The sequence below is a fragment of the Prosthecobacter fluviatilis genome, assembly GCF_055388355.1.
In genome coordinates this window covers 6,360,277-6,384,888 of record NZ_AP043782.1, presented here as the reverse complement: position 1 = coordinate 6,384,888, position 24,612 = coordinate 6,360,277, and the positions used below count along the sequence as shown (strand labels likewise).

Here is a 24,612-nt window from a genome sequence, read left to right as displayed (position 1 = left end):
CACGAAGGCCGCACCCAGTTTCAGCCCGCCACGCTCAATCTCACCCGCCACAACCAGGTTAAAAGCTAAACCGCTCTCGCTAAAACCCCGCCAGAACGACCTTCCCCATCGCCCTGCCGCTCTCAACGAGCGCATGGGCTGCCTTGAGATTCTCGGCATTGATCAGGCCAAGGTGGCTCACCGCCGTGGATCGAATCTTGCCCGCATCCACGAGTTCGGCCACGTGATTGAGCAGGCGTCCCTGTTCGCTCATTTTGGGCGACTGAGGCCGGGCGCGGCCGAACATGAACTCCCAATGGAGGGAGAGGCTTTTGGGTTTCAGCTTATTGATGTCCAAAGGCCGGGCCACATTCTCGATCAACCCAATGGCTGCTTCTGGAGCCACCGCTTCGATGATTTCATCGAAGTGATCTTCGGTCTTGGTCAGGGCCAGGACATGGCTGGCACCTTCAGGGACAATCTTCCTCACCTGTGCCCCCAAAGGCTGGCGATGATCAATCACCTCGTCAGCACCCATTTTGCGACACCACTCGACGGTTTCAGGACGCGAGGCAGTGGCGATGACCTTCAACCCGGTCAGCTTTTTCGCCAACTGGATCGCGATGGAACCCACGCCTCCGGCCCCGCCAATGATCAGCAGCGTTCCCTGCGATGCAGAGGTGATGGGAAGAGAAAAGCGGTCAAAGAGCAGCTCCCAGGCCGTGATAGTCGTGAGGGGCAGTGCCGCCGCATCGGCAAAGCTCAGAGACGCGGGCTTTCTACCCACGATGCGCTCATCCACGGACTGAAACTCCGCATACGACCCAGGCCGCTCCAGTGAGCCCGCATAGTAAACTTCGTCACCAGGCGCAAACAAAGTCACTTCGGAACCAACCTCCACGACCACACCCGCAGCGTCCCAACCTAAAATCTTGAGTTCGCCGGAAGGCTGGCCCGGACCGGCGCCCCTGCGAATCTTGGTGTCCACAGGATTGACGGAAATGGCCCGCACTTGAACCAGCAGGTCACGAGGCCCCGGCTTGGGTTTGTCGACGCTCACATCGATGAAGCTTTCGGGATCCTCGGTGGGCAGATGCTTGTAGTAGCTGACGGCATTCATGGCGGGGCTCCTGAATTGATTTCGCTCATGAAGAGGAGCACAGCATCCCGGATCTTCCAGACGTATTCCGCGAATCATCCACACAATGCCCGGCATTTGACGGCAAGCTCAAGTCTGGACAGGATTAACACGATGCAGAATGAACATAATTCGAGCGATCAAATTAATCCATCCCGCCATCAGCCTGCGCCCTGATTCTGCATCATTCTATCATCTTGTGAATCCACTCCGAACCAACCGACCTAACAGAACACAATCACCGCCTCGCTTCCAAGACGCTAACGCATTCACTCAAGCCCAAACTCCGGTGTCCCCAAAAAACCGCCCTCAGCTTTAACGAATTGCCCTTCATGACGTCATGAATGCCACAATTGGTTCATGGACCCACTGAAACTCACGAGTATTTCATGTCTTCCGGATCGTCATGCCTGTTTTGCAGCCAGTCTGAATACGATATATCAAACGATTCAAAATGCCCTCTCTTAAGCTTGCGATCAGGGGTTTCAAAAAAGAGTTCCATGGGGAAGCATCCAAGAATGAGTGAATCGATGGCAGAACAGTCGATGGCTATCCATGAACCAGATGGCAGAGTTCCTATTGGAAGGCAATTGGTCTCCCGCCATTGCTCTGATTGCTCCATCATCCAATCTTCCGGCCAAACATAGCCCAAAAAATAACAGTCATCTTTGACTAACTCAGTCTGAGCGACTGGAACACAACGGCAAAATTCATCAGCACGAGCCCATTTGGGATAGAGTGCAGATATCCATTGTCTAAAACTGTCTGATGCCGGGCGGGAGCTAACCCCGAATTTTTCGAGCCACTGACAATGTGAGTTCGCTTCCATATGAAAAAGCATAAGATGCCATTCATGAAAAGCATTTAATATTTTAAGCTCTCATCGCAAGTCTGGACAGGATTAACACGATGGCAGTACGAACAAAATCCCAACACCTGCTCAATCGAACCCGTCATCCGTCCACGCACTCAAATCCCAACATCTTAATCCTGCATAATTTCGCCATCCTGTGAATCCGGTCCAAACCAAACGACCTAACAGAACACAGTCCCAACCTCACTCACCGCACCCTCACGCATCGAGAGCGAAATACCACTTTCCCAGCCTCCCCTCATCCCTAGCATCCGCTTCTCATGAGCCAGCTCACCCACCTCAACCGCAAAGGCGAAGCCGCCATGGTCGATGTCTCCGCCAAGCCCCCCCTGCGCCGTGAAGCCGTCGCCGAAGGCCGCATCACGCTTCAGCCCGCCACGCTCGATCTCATCCGCAGCAACCAGGTTAAAAAAGGCGACGTCCTTAGCATCGCCCGCATCGCCGGCATCCAGGCCGCCAAGCAGACGCAGTACCTCATCCCCCTCTGCCACCAGATCCCGCTGAGCAAAGTGCAGCTCGACTTCGAGCTCCGCCCCAAGGCCGTCCACATCACCGCCACCGCCATCACCGTCGCCCCCACCGGCGTCGAGATGGAAGCCCTCACCGCCGTCTCCGTCGCCGCCCTCACCATCTACGACATGTGCAAAGCCGCCGACAAAAAGATGCGCATCGAAGGCGTGAAACTCGTCAGCAAGACCAAGAGCCACCCTGCACCACCTGCCTGATGTCCTCACGGAACCGCTGCCAGGAATGCTCCTGGTTCCAGCTCAAGGCCGCGCTCCTCATTCGCAGCAGCATCCCCTCATCCGCCGCCAGCAGCTTCAGCCGCTCACGAATCGCCTCCGCACTTCGCACCGGCACGACAAAGCCCTCCTGCCCATCCTGGATCAATCCCTCCAGCCCCGAATGCGGCGTGGTCACCACCGTGAGCCCGCAGGCCATGGCCTCCAGCAGCACCAGCGCCAACCCTTCATACAAGGTCGGCAGCACCAGCACGTCATGCTGCTGCATCTCCGCCAGCACCTCAGCGTGAGACAACCCGGCGCGATGCCGGTGCGCTCCCAAAAAAGCATCCAGCGCCGCGCAGGGCTTGTCCGCCGTTCGGGAGCCGATCACCGTCAGCTCCGCCACGCCCTCCAGGCCGGACATCGCCTCCGCCAGATACGCCAGCCCTTTGCCCTGATTCAAACTGCCCACATACAGCACCCGCAGCCGAGCCCTTGGCCCGGCCGCAGAAACAGGACGATCATTCGACGGTGGGCAGCCATACGGCACCACATGCACCTTCGCTTTGAAAGGCGGGGCCAGCTTCAGGCTGTCACGCACCAGCTCACTCGGCACCACCACCACATCCGCCAGTTGCAGTTCACGGTCTCGCCGCAACATTGCTTCACTACCATCCTCCAGCACCGGCAGCGTCGCCGCCCAGTCCGGCCTCAAGTCCGCTTCCTCCTTCACCACATCCCGGGTAAAGCGCCAGTACGGCGTGGGCAGTTCGTAGATCGTCCGCAGGCCTCTCGCACGCGCAGCCAGAAAAGTCTGCTCCGCCGCATCCATGTAGGCATACACCGCCTGCACCCCATGGCTCCGGCTCACCGCGCGGCTCACCTCCCCGTCAAACCACCTCACCACCTGATCCAGCGCGCCAAGCTTCGCAGCCAGCGGCAGCTTTCTCAGTGCCGGCACGCTGCGGCAGGCCAGTCTCAGCACCTCACGCCAGGCATGCGATTTCATATGAGGTTCCACCACTTCAGGAAAGGTGCGGCGGCCCCCTGCCCCCGTCAGACGCCGCAGCCATGCAGGCAGCACCAGCGTCGTATGAAAGGCCGCCAGAGCCCCCTGCTCCGCCAGCGCCTGCGCCACAGCACCGCTGTTCGGATTGCCGGTGAAATGTGAGACCATGACCTGCATGCCCTCCACCCCTCCGCCCTGGAAACCAACAGTCAAACGGCTTGTTGCCGCCTGCATGCGCAGGCACGCAAAAAAAACACGCGGCGCCTCTCAGCGCCGCGTGTCCTCATACACCTTGCAATAACAACTGACTCTAGGCAAAAATTCCCGTGAGCGGCTGCCCCTTGTCCGCGATGGTAAACGGACGCTTGCTCGGGCTGTAGATCACCTGGTCCAGCGGCAGCCCCAGCGCATAGGCGATGGAGGCGTTGAAGTCCATGATCTTGACCTTGTTCTCCACCACCTCGCGGCCTTCCTTGTCCGTCTTGCCGTAGGTGAAGCCGCCTTTGACGCCACCGCCAAACATGACACCGGAGAAAGCCTTCGGATAGTGGTCGCGTCCCGCGTTCTGGTTGATGTCCGGCGTGCGGCCAAACTCCGAAGTCACCACCACCAGCGTTTCCTCCAGAAGGCCGCGGTTGTGCAGGTCGGAAATCAGCGTGGCCAGCCCCTTGTCCAGCGTTTCGCAGCGGTCAGGCACGGCCACAAAGTTGGCGTTGTGCGTGTCCCAGCCGCCGAGGGAGACCTCCACAAAGCGCACTCCGCGCTCCACCAGACGGCGTGCCAGCAGGCAGCCCTGGCCAAAGGCCTCCTTGCCATACGCGGCACGCAGCTCGCCGGGCTCTTCGCTGAGGTCGAAGGCCTTCAGGTCCTCCGACTTCATCATCGCGATCGCGTCGTCATACATGTCGGCGTAGGCCTTCACGTTGCGGTGCGGGAAGGTGGTGCGGAAGTCCTTGTCCAGCTCGTCTGCCAGCTTCATGCGCGCCTGGAATTTCTCCTCCGGGCTGCCGTTTTTGATGTTCTTGAGCCCGTTCTCCGGATTGCTCACAAACAGCGGCGCCTGTGCGGCCGGGAAAAAGCCCGCGCCAGGGTGGCGGCTGTCATTTCCCACAAACACAAAGTTCGGCAGCGTGCTGTTGCCGCCCCCTTGGAACACATTCAGCCACGCGCCCATGGCCGGATGGCGGATCGTGCCGCGCATCTCATAGCTCGTGTGCATCATGTAGTTCCCCTGCTCATGCGCGCCCTGCGTGGAGGAGAGGGAGTTGATCACCGTGCCGTGGTGCATCTGCTGCGCCGTCAGCGGCAGATATTCGGAAATGCGCACACCGTCCGCGCTCGTCTTGATCGGCTTCGTCGGCCCCGCCGTTTCCACGCCCTCCTTCGGGTCCCAGGTGTCCATGTGGGACTGGCCGCCGCTCATGTAGAGGTAGATCACGTTCTTGGCCGTGGCCGCCTGCTTCAGCTTCGAGGAGCCCTCAAAGGCCGCGAAGGATTTGCTGGTCAGCGACTGGCCCAGCAGACCGACTCCCAGGAGGGAGCTGGCTGTCTTGGCCGCAAAGTCACGCCGGGTGATTTCACCTGAGCGGACGAGTTTGGTGGCAAGTTCCTGTTTCATGGGAGGTGCGCGTGGGGTGTGGGTTGGATGCTTGTCTTACTGGATGAAAATAAACTGCTGCGTGTTCAGCAGCGAAAACACGAGGTCCTCCATGCTGCTCAGCCCGCTGTCCTGCGCCTTCAGCCACACCGCCTTTTCGGCAGCGGAGGGCTTGCGGGAGAGCAGCGTCATGTACACGGCGTCCACCTTGTCGTCTGGATACGGGGCCTTGTTCACGGTCAGCATCAGCTGGCTGTACTTGCTGGTGATCTGCGGCAGCAGGCTCCCGTTCATCATCGCCAGCGCCTGCGGCACGCTCGCGTCGCTGTTGGCGTTTTCGATGGTCTCGCGGTCGCTCTGGCCAAACTCACGCAGGTAGTGGCCACGCGGCGCTGGGCTCTCCTGCTCGGCCGCACGCAGCATGTTGCGGCTGATCTGCTCGCGGCTGTTGATGTAGTACTTGCGCTCCTTCTCGTTGGTGATGCCAAAGTAGTCCGCCTCCTCCGCATAGGCCTCGCGCACCTTCTGCGCCACCGCCGCCTGCTCCTCCTTCGTCAGTTCCTTGCGGTCATAGCCGGGGATGATCACCTTTTCCATTTTGGCACCGTTCGCCATCATCATCATTTCCCCGCCACCGCTCATCATCATGGACGGAGATCCGGCGTCTCCGCCGCTGCTCTTGGTCATGGACACCATCTGGTAGGGTTTGCCGGTGACCTTCTCATAGAGCTTCTTTTCTCCGGGAACCACGACCTCCGCAAACGTCACGCGGCGGCCTTCGTTCTGGATGCGGTTCACCTCCGTGCGGATCTCGTCGGACTTCTTCTTCAGCTCGTCCGCTTTCGCGATGGCGGCCACCTTGGCAGGGCCTTCCGGCAGGGCGTCCGCAGCATCGCGGGCCTCCTTGTAGGCGGCGCGTGCCTCGGCAAAAAGCTTCTGCTGCGCATCCGTGCGCTCGCGGTTCCTGCTGTAAATGTCCGCCGCCTTCTTCAGCCCTGCCAGCGCCTCCTCGGCAGAGAGCGCCTCCACGCCGTCCGCGATCTTCTTGGCCTGCAGGATGCGCTGCTCCATCACATCACGGTTCGTCTGGTTGATCATGTCCGGGCTCGGATTGATCAGCGTCACAAACGAGTCCCACATCTGCTCCGCGCTCATGCGGCGCAGCAGCGGCCCGGTAAAGTGGTACACCGTGCCCGGCGCATGCTCCTCGCGTGTCACCTGCGCCTGGTAGGCCTTGGTGTTGTAGAGCACGCGCAGGACGCCCTTCATGTCATACTTCATGTCCACCACCAGCTTCTCCAGATGCTTCTCCATCTCAGGGATCATCGGCACCGTGTTGTCCATCAGCTCGTCCAGCGGCTCGATCAGGGCCAGGCCAAAAACACGCTTCCACAGCCGGTTTGCGATCACCGTGGTGAAGCGCGGATTCTCCGGGCTGGTCATCCAGCGCGCATAGGCCTGCAGCGGCGTCTCGCCATTCTGAGTGATGCACTCGTGACCCATCATCGTGCCGGGTTCGACGGCAGACTTGGGCTTGGCGTCGCTGTACTGGTAGTCGTGCGGCAGCGTCGGCTTGCGGTCCCGCAGGCTCACGGAGGTGTAGCGCATGGTGTCACGCACATCATTCATCGCCTCCTGGTAGCCGCGCTGCTCCTTGCGCAGCTTCTGCCGCGCCTCCTCGCGCTTCTTGTTCACCTCCTTCATCTCCGCCTCGTAGTTCTTGTAAGCTGCGGCGTATTCCTTCTGCAGCTTCTCCCGCTCCTCCGCGGACATCTTCCCGTTGATGTTCGGGCGCTGCGGCCGCTGCGGCTCCTTGATCGAGGCGCGGATCTCATTTTCCTTCTCGCGCAGCAGGTCGTTCACACCGCTCATCGTGTCGCCGCCGTAGTCCTGCGTCTGCACCCCGTAGGTGAAGGCCGCCATTTTGAAAAACTGCATCTGCGTCCACTTGTCAAAGGGGTGGTTGTGGCACTGTGCGCACTCGATGCGGGTGCCCAGAAACACGCGCACCGTGTTCGCCATGTTGTCCAGCGGCATCCCGCGGTCACGCATGTAGTAGCCTATCGCCCCGTTGTCCCAGGCCTTGCCCTGCGCCGCCACCATCTCGCGCACAAACTGGTCGTAGGGCTGGTTCTTCCGCAGGCTCTCCTTCACAAAGTTTGCATAAGCCGCCCCCGTGATGGCCCCCGTCTGGTTGCCGTTGGAGGTCACCCGCAGCACATCAGCCCAGTAGTTGAAAAAATGCTGCACATACGCCTCCGAGGCCAGCAGCCTGTCGATCAGCTTCGCCCGCTTGTCCGCGTCCTTGGAGTTGAGAAACTCCTCCGTCTCACGCGTCGTCGGGATGCGCCCGATGATGTCCAGGTAGATGCGGCGCACAAACGTGTTGTCATCCGTCTGCGGGTTGCCTTTCAGCTTGTTGGCCGCCCAGTCTTTGGCCAGCACGGCGTCGATCTGCCGAGCGGCAGCCGCAGTGTCCAGCTGGCCGGCTGCCCTCGCGGAAGACAGCGAAACAAACGCAAGGAGAGGAAGGACGAAGACTTTCTTCATGTTCGAATAAACGTGCCAATATCACAACTTTTTCACAATCCTGCACAATCTTGGCATACCCGCCTGCCCACCCCTCCCCCATCCAGCCCTTCCCTTTTTCACTCCCCCGCGTCACTTCTTCTCTTCACCGTGAGCTGGTAAATCCCCTTCCGCAGCGTCCCCACGTTGAAGTTCACCAGCAGTCCTGCGGCAAACTTTCCCAGCCGCACCTTCGACTCCAGCTCCTGCTGCTCCAGCCGCGTGATCTCCCCCTGCGCACGCACCAGCAGCAGCAGCGACTCCCCCACCACAAAGTCCAGCCGCGTCTGCGTCTGCACACGCCGCCCATGGTAGGCAAACTCCAGCGGCACCTGCCTTTGGAAATCAAACTCCAGCTCCCGCAGCTCGATGGCAAGGCATTCCTCATACGCATCCCGCGTCAGGCCCGGCCCCAGAGCACGATGCACGTTCATGCAGGCCCCGATGACGAGATGCGGCAGATCAGCGGCATTCATGGTGCGGTAGGCTGCAGAGACTCCTCACCCAGGATGCCGTAAATCTCAGCCGTGGTGCTCTGCTTGTGCGTGCTCAGCCACTCGTCCATGGCGGCGGAGAGCCGCGCCTTCACCTCCGGGTACCGCCCCTTCACATCGCGCTCGCAATGCGGGTCCGCACGCAGGTCAAACAGCCGCTCGATCGAGTGCTTCACGCCCGGCGTGCGCACGTACTTGAAGCGCTCCGTCCGCACGCAGTGCTCCTTCGTCTTCAGCACCGCCTCCTGAAACTTCTCCTTCAGCACAAAGTGAAAGTCGAAGTCCGGGTCGATGAACGTCGTCTCGTCCATCGGCGGGATGAACAGAGGCTCCTCACCCGGGATCGTGCGCCGGAAGAACAAATAGCTCGTCTCTCCAAAGTAGGCCAGCCCCAGGCTTTTTTTCTCTCCCCGGATCAGCGGCGCCAGGCTGGTGCCCTCAAAGCGCGGCTGCGCAGGCACCCCCACGAGGTCCAGCAGCGTCGGCGCAAAGTCCAGCGTGCGCGCCAGCGTCGCATGCTTCTGCGGCCCCTTCAGGCCCGGCACGTGCAGGATCGCAGGCACGTGGTTTGCCTGATCCCCGCCATTGAAGGTCGTCCCGTGGCCAAACGTGCAGTTCGGCTCGAAGAGGTCATCCCCATGGTCCCCCGTGACGAGGATGATCGTGTCATCCATCAGCCCCTGCTTCTCCAGCTCCGCCACCACCCGGCCCACCGAGTCGTCAAACATGCGCACGCAGCCGTCATACAGCGCGGTGATCTGCTCCACCTCCTTCTTCGGCAGCTTGCTCCACTTCTCATTGATGTCCGTCCCGCCGATGAACTCGTCCACATTCAGCGCCAGTTCATGCTTGTGCGGGCCGTCATACTTCGGGTCCGTCCACAGCTTCGCATAATGCGTCGGCGTTTTGTACGGCAGGTGCGTGCAGGAGTAGTAGCCAAACAGCAGGAAAGGCTTCCGGTCATCCGCACGCTGCCTGATCCGGTCGATCACCTGGTCCGTCACCACCTCCGGTGTCATGTAGTTCGCAAACGACTTCAGCTTTGGAAACAGCATGTGCCCCACCCGGTTGTCAAAAAACAGCGGCAGAATCTGGTGATGCAGAAACACCACCTCGCTCATGTACACCCGGAAGTTGTCAAAATCCGAGACAATGATCTTCTCAAAACCCATCGGCAGCTCAGTAAAGCTGCACGCGCACCAGTCGCCGATCACCGCCGTGTCGTAGCCCTGCCGCTTCAGCTCGCCGCCCAGCGATGGCGCCTCCTGATTGGCCCGGTCCACCATCGCCCGGCTCGGAAACATGTGCCGCACCCCGTGCGTGTGCGGGTACTGCGAGGAAAACATGCTCGTCAGCGACTCCAGCGTTGATGCGATCGGGGTCAGGCAGCGCTCAAAATTCACCCCCTGCGCCGCGATGCGATCAATGTTCGGCGATGTCATCCGGTGGTAGCCGTTGCATGACAGATGGTCCGCGCGCAGCGAGTCCGAGCCCAGGATGACAATGTTCTTCGGGCGCTTCTTTCCACCCGCCAGCTCCTCCGCATCCGGCGCACGGCTCACCCCGTAGCCGCTCACCGCCAGCAGCGCCAGCATGCCAGCCACCGTCGCAAAGCTGAACAGCAGCGGCCGTGCGGCGCGCGTGAACCACCGCCGCAGCTCAAAAAGGTAAAAGCCCCCCGCAGCCACCAGCGCCGTCACAGGAAACACCTGGGAGATCAGCGCATGCACCGCATTTTGCACCCCCGTGCCGCACACCCGCCCCAACGCATCATACCAGCCCAGCAGGTAGCTGTAGTCGCCGAAGTAAGGCTTCTCCAGCATCAATTTGAAGATGAAAAAACCATAGAGCAGCCCCGCAAACAGCAGCGTGCGCCACACGACGCCCCAGCGCGCAAAAGTCCGCACCTTTCCCCACAGCCGCACCAGTGGATAAATCAGCACCACATACCCTGCCGCAACCAGCAGGTAGCCCTTCAGCACCACCAGGTTGCTCCATACCAGATACCACCAGTGGTGCTGGATCGCCACCTCTGAGAACCGGTTGTTAAACCCGTATGAGTTCCCCGCAAAGCTCAGCAGCGCGCTCAGATACCACGCCAGCAGCGTGCCGAACACAGTCAGCGCGACAATTTTCAGGATATGGCGACGTTGAAGAGTGGGAGGCGGCATGCTGGAGGGGGGACAAACTACACCGAAACCTACGACGCTCCACCGGTATATCTCGCCCCGCCCAATGCTCAAGGCCACGCTCACCATCAAACGCGCAGCCCCCGCATGACATCAGTTTCGGCCCATCGAGCACCTTCAACAGCCAGGCTCTTGGGGAGCAGGGCATGCGGCAGCGTTCAACGGCATAAAGACTACGCCCACACCTTCATGCAGCACATTCGCTGCCCCCTGCTCATCCACCCGGCATCCGCAGCCCCGTCGTCCGCTCATAGGGATGGTAACGCTCACGGTGTGAGCGCGAGTGCCCCGCAGGATCCACCTTCCGCCACAGATCATCCATCTTCATCCGGCTTTCGGCAGAGCAGCCCGCCAGCAGGCAGGCCCCGAGCAGATACAGCCAACAGCGAGTCACATTCATTTCAGAGCACCCTTGGGCGGGCGGCAGCTCAGTTCAAGCCCCGCATGCCCCCAGTCTGGATGAAGCATCCATCCATAAACTCCCGCCGCACGCTGCACACCAGCCCCACTGCACACCAGCCAGCCCCGAGCCCCCGGCTCAGCCAAGCGGCCGCAACCGCAGCCGCAACTGACGCAGCGTGTAAAACGACGCCTCAGCCCCCTCCATCCGTGAAGTATCGCACCCGCCACATCTACCCCACCGCCCCCGCCTTCAGCTGCCGCAGCGTGTAAAAAGCCTCCGCGCACTCCGCCATGCGGCGGGCCCCGCTTTTGCGCCTCGGCCCAAAACACTCCCTCTGTGCATCAAACACCCCCTCCACAAACTCACGGCTCCCCAGCACCACTCCATCCGTGAAATACCGCACGCGCAGCCTCACCAGCTCCGCCGCACTCAGTTTGCCTTTCTCCGCCAGCACCTCACGTGCTCTCTCCACGCTCACCCCGCGCCTCACCACCCTCTCATTCTGCGCATCCTTCACCTCCCGCCCCTCCGCATGCAGCAGGCACCGATACGCCTCCGCCGCTCCCGCGCTCCTCCATCCGTCCACCGGCTTCCCCTGCGCCTTGCACAGCCCTCTCTGCGCCCTACGGCTCCCTCCCAGCGCCTCCGCATACCCGCACCACCGATACTCCTTCGGGTCCTTCACCAGCCCCGCTCTCACCGGATTGAGATCAATGTACGCCGCCATCGTCCGCAGCGCCTCCCCCTTGCCCTCCACCAGCACACTTTTGAAACGATCCATCCACAGCGTCCCCCTGCGCCCACGCCGCTTGTTGAACCAGCGGCTAAAGCGCTCTTTAATTTCCTTCACAAACAGCGACAGATCGCAAAAACGCTTCTTCAGCGCCTCCACCCGCTGCTCCGCCAGCACCGCCATGCCCCGCGCGCGGAAGTCCGCCAGCTCATCGCGCAGCAGGCCCAGGTAGGCCTTGCTGTAGAGGATGCTCAAGTGCTCAAAGAGCCTCGCCTCCCCCTGCGGCCCCTCAAAGCGCTGCAGCCACGTCTGCCGGTGCGGCACCTCGGCCAGCAGGTGGAAATGATTGCCCATCACACAGTAGGTCACCACCTTGATGCCCGAAAACTCCGCCATGCGCCAGATCACACGCCGCAGCGCCTCCTTCTCCACCTCGTCAAAGAGCACCTCCCCGCCGCAGGTGCGCGACATGACATGATAGCAGTAGGACTCCAGCGCCCCCCTGCCCAGAATCCGCAGCCGCCCGCCCGACCAGGAGCGCGCGCCAGGAAAGAGCCCCGTTTTGGCATTCACTCCGACAAGCTGCTCTTCAAGCGGTAGCGACTGGGAATCAGAGATTTGGGCGGCTTTCATGAGCAAAAGATGAGCAAGTAAGGTGCGGATTAACTGCCGAAGTGCATCACTCCCTGGGCGTTTGATAACTACTCACTCGTATGAAACGCTACCATCATCTCACCGTCTTCCATCGAAGAGCAATTGGACAACTGCTCAAGCAGGGAGTCTCTAAAACAAAAATCGCCACCATTCTGGGGGTTCACCGCACAACCATTTACCGGGAGTTCAGGCGTAACCGATCAGGATTTGGGTACTGCTGCTTTATCGCCAATGATATGACACAACACCGGCGTTTAATGGCCAACCACAAGCGGTCCAAACTGACCTTGGATGTTAAGCGTTTCATTCGTGCCAAGCTGATCTTGAAACTTAGTCCGGAACAGATCGCTTCTTTGTTTTCGAATCAATTCGGTCACACTTTTACGGCCCAGTCCATCTACCGACACATACGATCTTACGAAGGTCACACCCTTGGCCTCAGGACGCTGCTGCGCCGCAAAGGCAAACGCTACTTCGCTTCTTCATCACGCCGGGCCGCTGTGCGCAATCGTCCTTCCATCGATTGCAGGCCAACGGCATTCAGTGACCGCAGCACCTTCGGACACTGGGAGGCGGACCTGATGGAGGGTGCTCGTAAACAGGCCGGCTCACTGCTGGTTTTGGTTGAGCGCAAATCGCGTTATACGCTCATACGCCATGTCTCCAACAAAAAGGCTGCGTCTGTCTCCAAAGCCATCATCCATGCTTTGCGCCGCTTCCAGACACTTTCCATCACCTATGACAACGGCTGTGAGTTTGCCAGTTATAAGTCGGTAGCTCAAGCTACAGGTGGCGAGCCCTTTTTCTGCCATCCCTACCACGCCTGGGAAAAGGGCACCGTGGAAAACACCATCGGCCTTATTCGCGAGTACTGCCCCAAGGGAGAGCCTGTCAGCAACCGCATCACCGAACACCGAAAAACTCAAAACCAACTTAACTTCCGACCACGCAAAACACTCGGCTTTCAATCACCTCATTCCCTCTTGCCTTTCCTGCTCAAACCCATCTAATTCCAAAAACCAGCCCAGGTGCACTTTGGGTTTCAATCTGCAAGGCGCGAAGTCAATTAACTAAATGCCTGGCATTTAGTTATCACCCTTTCGACTTGGAGGCCATCCCCGATATCTCTCAAAGGCGGCCCCATAGGGCTGATCAGGTTCTTCTCAGCCCCTGTCGCTCGACGTCCGCGGCTGCTCGCAGCTGCCCATCTCGCACGCGAATCCGTTCCGGCTGGCCTGTCGGCCGCCCCAATACCCGGGAGGGTTTTCGGGTGCCAAAAAGCGCCCCCATCGTCGGGTCGGTGTCACCTGTGGGATGCTCCCCAGGACGGGTCCCCTGCCCGCCACTCGCTGGGCTTCACCTGCTAGAAACTCATCGGGATCTGCGCAGCTTCCACCGACAGCGCCGGCGGGATCACGCGGCGGAAATCATCAAGCGACACCGGCTTCGTCAGAAAGGCATTCATCCCGCATTCACGGCACTCCTCCTTCACGCCCGTCAACGCATGCCCGGTCATCGCGATGATGGCTGGCTGGTGCTTGAGCTGGAAGTTCCCACGAATGCGCCGGGTCGCCTCCACGCCCCCCATGACTGGCATCTGCAGATCCATAAACACGATGTCGTACCCCCCTTGCCCCACCATGCTCACGGCTTCCTCCCCGTTATTGGCAATGTCCATCCTCACATAGCCGAGACGCTGCAGCAGCATCGAGGCAATCTTCTGGTTCAGAGGCTGATCTTCGACCAGCAGGATGTTCGCCGGATTCTGGCTGGCAAAGTTGTCCGCATCAGCTTTGGCAGCTTTGGCAATCGCCCGGTTCGTGGCTTGCGAGACGTGAATATCATGCCCACCAGCTGCGGCACGCGCAGCACCTTGCATGGACAGCGGTGGAGGAGCTGGCGTCTCCAGCACAGACGGGGACTCAAACGTGGCCCTCATTGGCTGCCCCATCGGCTGACCAGTCGGCTGACCCATCGGTTGACCCATCGGTTGACCCATCGGTTGACCCATCGGTTGACCCATCGGTTGACCCATCGGTTGACCCATCGGTTGGCCCATCGGTTGACCCATCGGTTGCCCCATCGGTTGGCCCATCGGTTGGCCCATCGGCTGGCCCATCGGTTGGCCCATCGGTTGGCCCATCGGCTGGCCCATCGGCTGGCCCATTGGCTGGCCCCAGGGTTGCCCCATCGGCGTCAGCATCGGGGGCTGCTGGTAGTGGCCAGGCATCTGCTGCACAGGCGTGGTGATCGGGCGCAAATGGGGCGATGGCACCGGAGCAGGCGCAGCCTCCGGCCCCTCGTATGGCGCAGCCGCAGTGACGACGGGGGTCAGGATCACCCGCCGCGGCATGCGGTAGAGTTCCGCCATCGACCTCAGCAGTTCACGGCGCTTGATCGGCTTCGACAGCCGCGTATGCCGGCTGCCCGCAGGCGGACTGTAGCGGTCACGGTCCAGCTTCGCACTGGTGATCGGCATGATGGTGATGATGGCGGTGCCGCGCATCGCCGCCGCATTCAGCATCTGCACAGCATCCTCATGCCGGACACCCGTCACATCGAAAATGAAAAGCCCCGCCTCCTCGATCACCCCATCCAGCTCAGCGGGCGTACGGTCCTTCAGCAGCCTCACCGTCATGCCCCACTGCATCAGCGCCTGGTTCAGCACCTGCAGAGTGGTCGGATGCGCGCTGTGCACCGCCACAGGCCGCCCTCTCACCACATCCAGCCACGCCAGCTCTTCCTCCCGCGACTCATCATCAGGTGCCACGATCAGCGGCAGCTCAAAGAAGAAGTCAGACCCTTTCCCCTCCTCACTCACCACGCTGATCTCCCCCTGCATCATCTTGATGAGCTTCTTGGAAATCGCCAGCCCCAGCCCCGTGCCGCCATACTTGCGCGTCGTCGAGGTGTCCGCCTGGTTGAAAGCCTGGAACAGCTGCCCGATCTTTTCCGGCGGAATGCCGATGCCCGTGTCACGCACGGAGAAATGCAGCAGCGTCTTGTCCCCCTGCGGCGTCTGGCGTGAAACCTGCCGCACCAGGATCAAAATCTCCCCCTTCTCCGTAAACTTGATCGCATTCCCCACCAGGTTCACGAGGATCTGTTTGATGCGCTGAAAGTCCCCCAGCACCTTGCGCGGCAGCGCCGCATCAATGTGGACGTTGAGCTCGATGTTTTTCTCCGCCGCCTTGTGCGAAAAGACGTCCGTCGTTTCACTCAGCAGCTTCTCGATGTCCACCGGCATCTTCTCCATGTCCATCTTGGCAGACTCCAGCTTCGAAAAGTCCAGAATGTCATTGATCACGTGCAGCAGCGACTCCCCGCTGGAGCGGATCATCCGGATCAGCTCCTCCTGCTCCGGGTCCAGCCCCATCTCGATCAGCAGGCTCGTCGTGCCGATGATGCCGTTCATCGGCGTGCGGATCTCGTGGCTCATGTTCGCCAGAAAGCTCCCCTTCGCCGCAGTCGCCGTCTCCGCCTGCCTCTTGGCCGCCTCATACTCCACCAGCAGCGTGTGCTTCCGCTGATCCTCCTCCTGCACGTGGGTGATCATCGTGTTAAACTCCTCCTGCACCAGGTCCAGGTCATCGTTGCCGCTGGCAGGCACCCGCACGTTCAGATTGCCCGCACGCATCGCCCGAAAGGCGCTCACCAGAGCATGCGTCTTCTTCGTGATCCGCCGCCCGATCATGTAAAAGCTGAACACCGCCAGCGCCAGCCCCGCACACGCTCCCAGCACAGGCACCGTAAGCCTCTGCGCATTGAAAAGGTGCCTCAGCTGCACCAGCGGCTGGCGTGCGATGAAAGCACCCGCCACATACCCGCTGCGCGAGTGCAGCGGCGCGGCGCTGATCAGCCAGTGGTCCCCGCCGTTGATCTCCATGTCCTGGCTGTCGCTCGTGTCATCCATCACCATCGAGCTGCCGGACATCACCCTGTAGATCAGGCTGTCCATGTGCGCCGCAGACGGCTCCTCGATGGCACAGTTCTGGCACCCGGGCAAAATCACGATCGGCGGCGATTTCGCCATCGGCGGCGCCCCGCCGTCCTTCGCCTGGCGTGGTGCCACCACCTCCACCTGCAGGCCCAGATTTTGCAGCGCAGGCGGTATCTCCACCGTCTGCAGGCGCATGCGCATGCGCGCCTCGTTCTCCCAGTTCAGCGGTGCCACCCCGGCGATCTCGCTCTCACTCAGCGCCTGGCGGTTCAGCTCCATCTGCCCCGCCAGAGCCACCGCACCGAGGTACGAGCTCTGCACAAAGCGCAGCGTGATGAACTCCTGCCACATGAAGCCCGCGGCAGTCGCACCCGCACCCACCAGCACGGCAAACATGCCCAGCAGCGTGAAGCGGTTCGCTATCTGGAAGTGAAACCTCATGAAACGACAGCAGGTTTAAAGACCGAGTAGCCCGACTCCGCCGCGTCATGATCCGGCACCATCGCGCGTCGCACCGCCAGGCACAGGCTTTCGAGGTTGAACGGCTTGTACAGCACATCCACAAACCCGATCGCCTGGCACAGATCCTTCACATCATCCTGGAAGTACCCGCTGCACGCGATCACCGGCAGCCGCGGGTCACACGCACGCAGCCATTCCAGCACCTCAAATCCCGAGGCCCCGCCCGGCATCGTCAGGTCCAGGATAGCCGCCGTAAAGCGCTGCCCATCCTCCATCCCCACACGCACCAGCTCCAGCGCCTCCTCGCCGCTGCGGCACGCCACAGCTTCAAAGCCATGCGCCTCCAGCACCGCCTTTCCCACCGCCAGCACATGCGGCTCGTCATCCACGATCAGCACCCGCGCGACAGCACGCGAGGCAAATTCACGGGGCAAGATCTGAGTTGTCGGGTTCATGGTCGCGGAATATTGTATGTGTGAAAAAAATTCCCGCCTTACATGGCGGTGTAGCTGAGACATTTGATTTCATCGAGCGAGGTATGCCCGCCGATCACCTGCTGAAGCCCCTCCTGGTAGAGCGAGCGGAATCCGTTCTTGAACGCGGCGGCACGCATCGCGCTCAGCGGCGCGCCTTCCTCCACCAGGTCGCGCAGTTCGTTGTTCACCTCGCACAGCTCCATCAGCGCCACACGTCCCGAATAGCCGGTGCCGTGGCACTCGTCGCACCCGCGTGCGGTGTAGATCGGCGTCGTCAGCGGCTGCGAGATCACCGCCTGCTTCGCCAGCAGGTCCTGCACATCCTGCGGCGCCTGCATCGGCTGCTTGCAGTAGCTGCACAGCCTCCGCGCCAGACGCTGCGCCTGGCTCAGCGCCAGGGAGTCTGCCAGCAGGTACTTCTCCACCCCCATCGACAGCAGTCGCGAAACCGCGCGCAGCGAATCGTTCGCATGCAAAGTCGTCAGCACCAGATGCCCCGTCAGCGAGGCGTTCACCGCCGCGCCCGCCGTCTCCGCATCTCGCGACTCACCGATCAGGATGATGTCCGGGTCAGCACGCAGCAGCGCACGCAGCCCGTTCGCAAAGTCCAGCCCCCGCGCATTGTTCGTCTGCGTCTGGTTGATGCCCTCGATCTCATACTCGATCGGGTCCTCGATCGTCTGAATGTTCACGCTCTCGTCGTTCACGCTGTTGAGCAGCGCGTACAGCGTCGTCGTTTTGCCGGAGCCCGTCGGCCCCGTCACCAGCACCAGCCCCTGGTCACGCTGCATCGTCCGCGTCAGGATGTCGATCTGGCGCTGTGAGAGATTGAAATCCGACAGGCGCTTCACCCCGTCCTGCTTGTCCAGAAAGCGCATGATCACCTTCTGAAACTCACGCCGCGTCGGCACCGCCGCCACACGCACATCCACCCGCCGTCTCCCGATCGAGAGCGCCATGCGCCCGTCCTGGCACTCCTGCCGGTTCTGGCTCATCCCCGCATAGTTCTTCAGCAGCGCCACATAGCGGTTCAGCTGGCTCTCCGGCGCCGTCATGATCGTCTTCATCGTCCCGTCCATGCGCGCACGGAACCGCGTGAAGCTGTAAAACTTCTCCAGGTGCAAGTCAGAGGCCCGGCAGCGGATCGCCGTAAACAGCGCCCACTGCACCAGCTGCTCCGGCTCATGGTTCGGATTCTGCGGATTGATCCGCCCCATGTCCTCCGGCGAGATCTCCACCACGCTCGCATCATCCGCCACAGAGAGCGCCGCCCCCTCGATCGTGGCCACCGCGCTCGGGTCAAACGTCGCCCCTGCACGGTTGATCGCCTCCCGGATGCTCGCCAGATCCGCCAGCACCGGCACGATCTTCACCGCCGGATTCCCCATGGACAGCCACTCGTCCTCAAACGCGTAGCAGTCGCTGCTCTCGCTCAGCAAAAACACCACCTGCTTGCCGATGTACAGCGGGTACACATTGTGCCGCTCCAGCAGCGGGATCGGGAAAAAGCTCTGCCTCTGCGCCTCCGTGGCGCTGTACACCAGCGTGCGGCACCCGCTCACCAGATGCTGCAGCGCGATGCCCATGTTCCGCTGCACCACATTGAAATGCGTGATGCCCAGCGACTCCGCCTTGCCCTTCTGCGCATCGTAAAAACCCTTCAGCTTGGTGATCTCGGCAGGCTCATACGGGTAATGCTCCAGCAGCCACTGGAAGGTGCCATCCAGCCCCAGGTCAGAAAACACCGGCGGCTGCAGCTGCTCCATCGCATTCGACTGCGAGATCGGCATCTGGCCAAACCGCTGCACCAGATCCTTCCGCGTGTTCTGGTACTGCTCCTGCGTGATCAGCACCCGGATCGTAAAAAAGTGCGGCACCCCCCACAGATCCCCCGCCCGCGGGTTGTGGTGCGCCATCACCAGCAGCGGCCCGATCGTGCTCACCGGCAGCCACGGGTCCGCCACGTACGGCACCCGCCCCAGCTTCCGGATCAGCCTCTCCGCATCCGGAGAGCAGCTCTCACGCAGCAGCGTCACCGGCAGCATCCCATGCTGCAGCGCCAGTCCTTCGATCGACTGGATCGCCAGGATCGCCGACTGCCTCGCCTCAACTATCGTGCTTGGCGGATTACTCGCAGCACCAAAGGATTTTGGTGTGAGCGGGTTGGTCGGGATCTGGAGGGTGGCGGCCATGAGTTTTTAGCTGGGCAGGATCAGCGTCCCGCCATTTGAAAGTTCGGCGGAAAGACAAATGCCGTGGTGAAATCGCTGCCTTCAAAATTCATCAGCAGCCCCATGCCGCTCTGCCCCGGCTTCAGCAGCTCAAACAGGCTCCCCGTCCAGCGCAGACGGTGCACGTCCGCATCACTCGAAGAGATCGGGTTGTACCTCGGGTCCACATACGGGGAGCCCGACTGCGCACGGTTGCTGTTCGGATCGCGGTATTGCAGCGTCCGCAGCACCAGCATCTCGTCCGTCACAGACCCGCTCTGCGCCGTGAACAGCAGCTCGTAGTTCTGCTGGGCAAACCGGTAAAGCGCCTGGTTCAGCGTCTCCTGCCGCGCCTCCGCCACCGCATCCTTGCCCCCCGTCAGGAACTGGCTGAAAGAATGCACTGCGATCCCGGCCAGCACCGAAAGAATGCAGATCACCATCACCATCTCAGACATGGAAAAGCCCCCATCCCTGCCGGCGGGCAGGAAAGAGGCTCGTGTTCCACGATGTAGGGTGGGCGTCATGCCAGAGTCGGTCAGTAATAAATGGTCGCGCCGGTCGGGTTGGACAGCGTCGCCTTCGTCATGGGCGTGATCGAAAGCGGAAAAGTCAGGCTGTATCCGGACGGCAGAAAAGTGGCCAGGTCCCTTTCCGCAAAGCTCAGGTAGGACTTCAGCAGCTGGTACTTCGCCTCCGGTGAAGAGGCCGCCGTCCACTCCAGCGCCGCCTGCGTGCGCCCGCGCACCTGGATGTAGCTCGCCAGCGCCAGGTTCAGCGACTCCGCGCGCGCAATCGCCAGATTCCGCTCACTGTCACCCCGCATGCGGGTCACGGAGGGGATCGCCATGAAAGCGATGATGCCGATGATCGAAACACACGCCATCATCTCCACCAGCGAGAAACCTCGCAGGGAAAAGCGGAGCTTTGGAAGTAGGGCTTTCATCATGAATGAATTGGGTACTCGGCCTCGCTACATGTTGACCAGGTCCACATGGGGAAAATCACCCGTCTGCCAGTCGGGCAGCGTCAGGTATTGCTGCGAATTGTACAAAGCCAGTGTCTGCAGCTGGCTGGCGTTCGACGTGTAATCTGCAAAATGGTCCGCCGTCGTCTGGTCTAGAAAACCGGCGCGCCGGTTCGGGTCTGAGGAATTTGGTTTCGGCACCAGCTGATCAAATCGCTGGCTGACGGACATGGCGTTGTAGGCCACACGAATGTTTTCCAGGCTCTGAAACTGGGCCGAATTGCTGCTCACGCGCATCTGCGCCATCACCCACGCAGTCAGCGCACTCTGCACAGACGCCTGCTGCTGCCGCGCCATCACGCGGCTCGCATCCCGTGAGGCATTCGAAATCGCCGCCACCACGATCGATGACATGATGCCGATGATCGCAATCGTAAAGATTGCCTCAACAAAGCTGAATCCTGCCTCTCTCTGTCTGCGAAATGTCATTGTCATAACCAGCAACGCCCTGTTTCCCTGCTGCAAAAAAAACGCCGGGGAGTCAACCTCCCCGGCGGACGTGAATCGTCCGAAACTGAGTTCAAACCCCAGTGCCGGGCGCGTCAGCACCAGCATTAGTAGGTGCCTGGATCATACTTGACCTGCTTGTTGTCGTCGTCCCAGGTCAGGTAGTTGGCCACAGCAGACTCTTCCGTGTCGTTGATCGGGCCGGAAGTGAAGGTCTTGCCGGCGAAGGCACCCGTGAGGGGGCTCACGCCAGTCTGGGCCTTGTCGAGCAGGTTTGCAGTGGTCCAGCCCGAGGTGTCAACACCAGCGGCGATGGCGGCGTTAAGCACGGAGGAGACGGTCTGCGCATTGCGCTTGGCGGCGGCGGTCTTGGCGCTGTCGTTCAGGTTGCCGATGTTCGGGATCGCGATCGCGGCGATGATGCCGATGATGGCGATGACGACGAGCATTTCCACGAGGCTGAAGCCAGCCTTGCGGGAGGGGTTGATCTTGATGTTCTTCATAGTGTGTTGTGTGTGTGTTTTGGCTGTTGGTGTTAGTTCGAAGTGCTCAGCTTTGTGGAGTTGCTCAGCCTCGAATTATGGAAATTGTAGTTTATTACAAAGATAGATTCAATAATTATTTTCATATTTTTTACAATTGCAGGAAATCTAGTAGCCTCTGTTTCAATCGCCGAATTCGTTTTCCCTAGCTAAAACCGCTACTTGGCGCGCTACAACACGACCTCGTCTTTTTTTCGAATACGGGCAAAGTATCTGCGGAATCTCATCTCTGAGAGCCCGGTTAAGCCACCCTGCTAAGGCCATTTCGCCCTAATTTTTGCAGCGGTCAAAAAACCGGTTTAACAGCCCCGCCTCTTCAATTTTCATGTGAAAATTATTAAAGGCATCAAAAATAAGGAATCTGTTACTCTGAGACTGGAGTTAACGGCCGACAGTGTCCTCACAGAGGCAAATTCCCGCTTTCACTCATTCCAAACCCACGGACCACCAGCATTTTTACCCTTCAGCCTCCTCCCCCCTAGCAAGCCACCGTCGAGTCCATCGTCAGCATCGTGCTTCCCCCCTCAGTGAAGCGCTGTCAGAAGCCCTGAAATCCCACTTCACTGAAAACCCAGCTCACGACTCTAGGCACAGTGCCGCAGTGCATCCGCCACTGATGCCATGCTCATGCACATCCATGGCATCATCACTTGAGCTCTGTTTCTGCACTGAAAGAACAGCCCCGTCTGATTCAGTTTGCCGCCTCCTGAATTTTGGTTTTTATTATCTAATATGGAAATTAAAAGAACCTTAAAAAGTTGCCTGACCACAGAAGTCCTCAGAGATCACACGGTCTGGATCTCGATCTTTCTGGCCGTGAGTTTGGTCAATCTGCCTAATTTCATCGCCTGCCTCGTCCCCAGTTTTGCCTGGACCTCTGCAAAGCTCCTGCCTTTCAGCATGGCTTTGATCTTGCTGCCCTGCGTCTTTTGCCTGCGAGTCCGTCTCTTACTATGGCTGGCGCTGCCGCTGGTGCTGATGGTCCCCGCCTGCCTCATCTGCCTCGTCACCATCAACAACCTGCCAACAACGTTCCTGTTTCTGGCCTTGTTCGAAACCAACCAGACGGAGCTCTCCGCACTGAAGGGGCAGACCCTCTACGCCGGAGCGCTCAGCCTGCTTTTAGTCATCTTCTATGTCTGGTTTGTCAAAAAGCGCGTCCCAGCCAGCTTCCGCCTGGGACCGCTTGCACGGACCCTGGTGGTTCTCACCCTCCTCATCCCAGCCTTGTCAGATTTGATCGCGAAAGGCCCCGCATTCAGCGTTGCCAGCGTCGAGCAGCACCTCCTCGCCACATTCCCCTCCTCCACGATATACAGTGCCTATGAGGCCTTGGACATGCACTCCCGGGTGGAGAACCGCAAAAACGTGACGGAACAGCTGGCCATCAGCCAGGAACCGGCATTCCGTGATGAGCAGCAGCGTCAGGTCCACATGCTGGTCATCGGAGAAAGCGCTACAAAAAGCTGCTTTGGACTCTACGGCTATGATCGGCAGACCACTCCCCTGCTGGAAAACACCCCCGGCCTCATGCCTTTCCGAGACGTCTCCTGCACCGCCACTTTCACCCTCGTGGCCGTGCCAGCACTGCTCACCCCCACGCCTACGGGCAAAGTGCTGGAAGCCACCCGCGAGGCCAGCATCCTTTCTGCTTATAAGAAAGCGGGCTTTCGCATTTACTGGCTCTCTTCACAGAAAAAGCATGGGACCTTCGACACCGTCACCTCCATCTTTTCTGGCGACGCAGACGAGTCCGTCTTCAAGAGCGGCTCATTCGACCTCGTCGGCAATGGTGGCTACCAAGGCGCCACAGATGCCAGCCTGCTGCCCTTGGTGCGTGGCATTCTCAAGCGCAAAGAGCCAAAGGTGCTCTTTCTGCTTCACACCATCGGCAGCCATGGCCCCTACCCCGTGCGCTACTCCCCTCAGATGGAACGCTTCCCTGCGGAAAAAACAGCCGCCATCAATGCTTTGGTTCGCATTGCCTCAGGCACCTCCACAGATCCCGAAGATCTCCAAATCGCCCAGAACTCCTACGACAACACCATCTGTGCCACGGACTTCCTGCTCGCCAATCTGATCAATGACCTCAGGAAAATCCAGGCCTCCTCATGGGTGTGCTATGTTTCCGACCACGGGGAGAACACCTCCAAGTCCCTCACCGGAAAATTCATGCATGGCATGGTGAGCCGGCAGATCGTGGAAGTGCCCATGCTCATGTGGGTCTCCCCCTTGTATGAGCAGACCCATGCCGAAAAAGTCGCCGGATTGAAATCCCACCTGGACACCCCCTTCAGCGCAGCCTGCACCTTTCACACCCTGCTGGACATGGGAGGGATCTCCTGCTCCACCTTCAAACCGGAGTGGAGCGCCGCCTCCCCCCGCTTTGCCCCCGGCCCCCGCATGGTCTGCGACTCCGGCGGCACCCTCGTCGATTATGACAAAAAATTCTCTTCTCACCAGGCTGCCAGTCACAAGCCATTGCCCATGGCAAAGACCGCCACTCTGGCCACAGGTGTGCCACCTCCCTGAGTCGGCCATCTCCATTCGGGCAGTAAAAGCACCTGCAGACTGACTGCCAGCCCCCCTTGGAGTCATCACACCCAGGGTGGTCGCCCGTCGGGCAACGAGTGCACATGACTTCTGCTCGCCAACTCGCCTCGTAGGAGGTACATTTCCACACCTCATGCACACCCGCCTCCTGTCAGCGCTCCTGCTCTTCAGCCTCGGCACAGCAGCCCTCACCGCCGAGCCCCCAGGCAGCCCCGCACTTCCCCCCGCCGTGGTGGTGCCGCCAGAAGTCCACGAAATCGCCCCCGAGCAAGTCACCCGCCAGCTCGTCGATCACCCGGACACCCAGATCATCGACGTCCGCACCGAGGACGAGCGCCACACCCGCGGCTACATCCTCAACTCCCTGAACCACGACTACTTCCACAGCCAGAAAACCCTCGACGCCCTGGACAAGCTCGACAAAACCCGTCCCACCATCGTCCACTGTGCCATCGGTGGCCGGGCCCAGTTCATCGCCGTCAAGATGCACCAGATGGGCTTCAAAAACATCCTGCTCCTCAAAGGCGGCTTCAACGCCTGGGTCGCCAGCGGTCAGGCCGTGGCACGGTAAGCCCGTGCACCAGCGCCAGGC

At 60.4% G+C, this 24,612-nt stretch carries 19 protein-coding genes; 4 read left to right on the top strand and 15 right to left on the bottom strand.

Annotated elements, in window-relative coordinates; translation table 11 throughout:
* Window positions 1–79 precede the first annotated feature (79 nt).
* The gene (locus ACZ5WW_RS25120; RefSeq protein WP_377172180.1) at window positions 80–1,099 is read right to left on the bottom strand and encodes a zinc-binding alcohol dehydrogenase family protein; all 1,020 of its coding nucleotides are present in this window, start codon (window positions 1,097–1,099) and stop codon (window positions 80–82) included.
* Between the two features lie 394 nt (window positions 1,100–1,493).
* Window positions 1,494–1,946 (bottom strand): hypothetical protein, encoded by a 453-nt coding sequence (locus tag ACZ5WW_RS25115; protein WP_377172182.1) that lies wholly within the window; start codon window positions 1,944–1,946, stop codon window positions 1,494–1,496.
* 305 nt (window positions 1,947–2,251) lie between these two features.
* On the opposite strand from ACZ5WW_RS25115, the gene moaC reads away from it, so the two are divergent.
* A complete protein-coding gene (gene moaC, locus ACZ5WW_RS25110; RefSeq protein ID WP_377172184.1) occupies window positions 2,252–2,716 on the top strand; it encodes a cyclic pyranopterin monophosphate synthase MoaC in 465 nt (154 codons plus the stop codon).
* On the opposite strand, the gene ACZ5WW_RS25105 is transcribed toward moaC, so the two are convergent.
* The 6 genes from ACZ5WW_RS25105 to ACZ5WW_RS25080 form a co-directional block, all read right to left on the bottom strand.
* Window positions 2,679–3,893, bottom strand: a complete 1,215-nt coding sequence (locus ACZ5WW_RS25105) for a glycosyltransferase family 4 protein (protein WP_377172186.1) — start codon at window positions 3,891–3,893, stop codon at window positions 2,679–2,681. The genes moaC and ACZ5WW_RS25105 overlap by 38 nt on opposite strands.
* Before the next feature lie 142 nt (window positions 3,894–4,035).
* Window positions 4,036–5,343 (bottom strand): DUF1501 domain-containing protein, encoded by a 1,308-nt coding sequence (locus ACZ5WW_RS25100; protein WP_377172188.1) that lies wholly within the window; start codon window positions 5,341–5,343, stop codon window positions 4,036–4,038.
* 36 nt (window positions 5,344–5,379) lie between these two features.
* Window positions 5,380–7,872: a DUF1549 domain-containing protein gene (locus tag ACZ5WW_RS25095; protein ID WP_377172190.1), complete on the bottom strand. Its 2,493-nt coding sequence runs from the start codon at window positions 7,870–7,872 to the stop codon at window positions 5,380–5,382.
* Between the two features lie 98 nt (window positions 7,873–7,970).
* Window positions 7,971–8,366 carry a GxxExxY protein gene (locus ACZ5WW_RS25090; protein ID WP_377172192.1) on the bottom strand — a complete coding sequence of 132 codons (396 nt, stop codon included), beginning with the start codon at window positions 8,364–8,366 and terminating at the stop codon, window positions 7,971–7,973.
* Window positions 8,363–10,555 (bottom strand): sulfatase-like hydrolase/transferase, encoded by a 2,193-nt coding sequence (locus tag ACZ5WW_RS25085; protein ID WP_377172194.1) that lies wholly within the window; start codon window positions 10,553–10,555, stop codon window positions 8,363–8,365. Before ACZ5WW_RS25085 ends, ACZ5WW_RS25090 begins: the two co-directional genes overlap by 4 nt.
* Before the next feature lie 650 nt (window positions 10,556–11,205).
* Window positions 11,206–12,342 (bottom strand): transposase, encoded by a 1,137-nt coding sequence (locus tag ACZ5WW_RS25080; RefSeq protein WP_377172196.1) that lies wholly within the window; start codon window positions 12,340–12,342, stop codon window positions 11,206–11,208.
* An 80-nt stretch (window positions 12,343–12,422) separates the two neighbouring features.
* Between ACZ5WW_RS25080 and ACZ5WW_RS25075 the strand changes: the two genes are divergently transcribed.
* Window positions 12,423–13,373: an IS30 family transposase gene (locus ACZ5WW_RS25075; protein WP_377172273.1), complete on the top strand. Its 951-nt coding sequence runs from the start codon at window positions 12,423–12,425 to the stop codon at window positions 13,371–13,373.
* A gap of 353 nt (window positions 13,374–13,726) precedes the next feature.
* Here ACZ5WW_RS25075 and ACZ5WW_RS25070 read toward each other — a convergent pair whose 3' ends face one another.
* Genes ACZ5WW_RS25070 through ACZ5WW_RS25040 form a run of 7 tightly spaced genes read right to left on the bottom strand, consistent with a single transcriptional unit; the run spans window position 13,727 to window position 21,428 of the window.
* Window positions 13,727–16,744, bottom strand: a complete 3,018-nt coding sequence (locus tag ACZ5WW_RS25070) for an ATP-binding protein (RefSeq protein WP_377164130.1) — start codon at window positions 16,742–16,744, stop codon at window positions 13,727–13,729.
* A complete protein-coding gene (locus ACZ5WW_RS25065) occupies window positions 16,741–17,220 on the bottom strand; it encodes a response regulator (protein WP_377164128.1) in 480 nt (159 codons plus the stop codon). Before ACZ5WW_RS25065 ends, ACZ5WW_RS25070 begins: the two co-directional genes overlap by 4 nt.
* Before the next feature lie 38 nt (window positions 17,221–17,258).
* Window positions 17,259–19,433, bottom strand: coding sequence for a GspE/PulE family protein (locus ACZ5WW_RS25060; RefSeq protein WP_377164126.1), 2,175 nt, complete (start codon window positions 19,431–19,433; stop codon window positions 17,259–17,261).
* A 20-nt stretch (window positions 19,434–19,453) separates the two neighbouring features.
* On the bottom strand, window positions 19,454–19,978 hold the full coding sequence (locus ACZ5WW_RS25055) for a prepilin-type N-terminal cleavage/methylation domain-containing protein (protein ID WP_377164124.1): 525 nt from the start codon (window positions 19,976–19,978) through the stop codon (window positions 19,454–19,456).
* 11 nt (window positions 19,979–19,989) lie between these two features.
* Window positions 19,990–20,400: a type II secretion system protein gene (locus tag ACZ5WW_RS25050; protein WP_377164122.1), complete on the bottom strand. Its 411-nt coding sequence runs from the start codon at window positions 20,398–20,400 to the stop codon at window positions 19,990–19,992.
* Window positions 20,401–20,424: 24 nt separating this feature from the next.
* On the bottom strand, window positions 20,425–21,033 hold the full coding sequence (locus ACZ5WW_RS25045) for a type II secretion system protein (RefSeq protein WP_377164120.1): 609 nt from the start codon (window positions 21,031–21,033) through the stop codon (window positions 20,425–20,427).
* Window positions 21,033–21,428, bottom strand: coding sequence for a prepilin-type N-terminal cleavage/methylation domain-containing protein (locus tag ACZ5WW_RS25040; RefSeq protein ID WP_377164118.1), 396 nt, complete (start codon window positions 21,426–21,428; stop codon window positions 21,033–21,035). The genes ACZ5WW_RS25045 and ACZ5WW_RS25040 overlap by 1 nt, the downstream gene beginning before the upstream one ends.
* Window positions 21,429–22,283: 855 nt before the next feature.
* Between ACZ5WW_RS25040 and ACZ5WW_RS25035 the strand changes: the two genes are divergently transcribed.
* Window positions 22,284–23,999: a phosphoethanolamine transferase gene (locus tag ACZ5WW_RS25035; protein ID WP_377164115.1), complete on the top strand. Its 1,716-nt coding sequence runs from the start codon at window positions 22,284–22,286 to the stop codon at window positions 23,997–23,999.
* A gap of 154 nt (window positions 24,000–24,153) precedes the next feature.
* Window positions 24,154–24,591, top strand: a complete 438-nt coding sequence (locus ACZ5WW_RS25030) for a rhodanese-like domain-containing protein (RefSeq protein ID WP_377164113.1) — start codon at window positions 24,154–24,156, stop codon at window positions 24,589–24,591.
* Window positions 24,592–24,612: the final 21 nt, after the last annotated feature.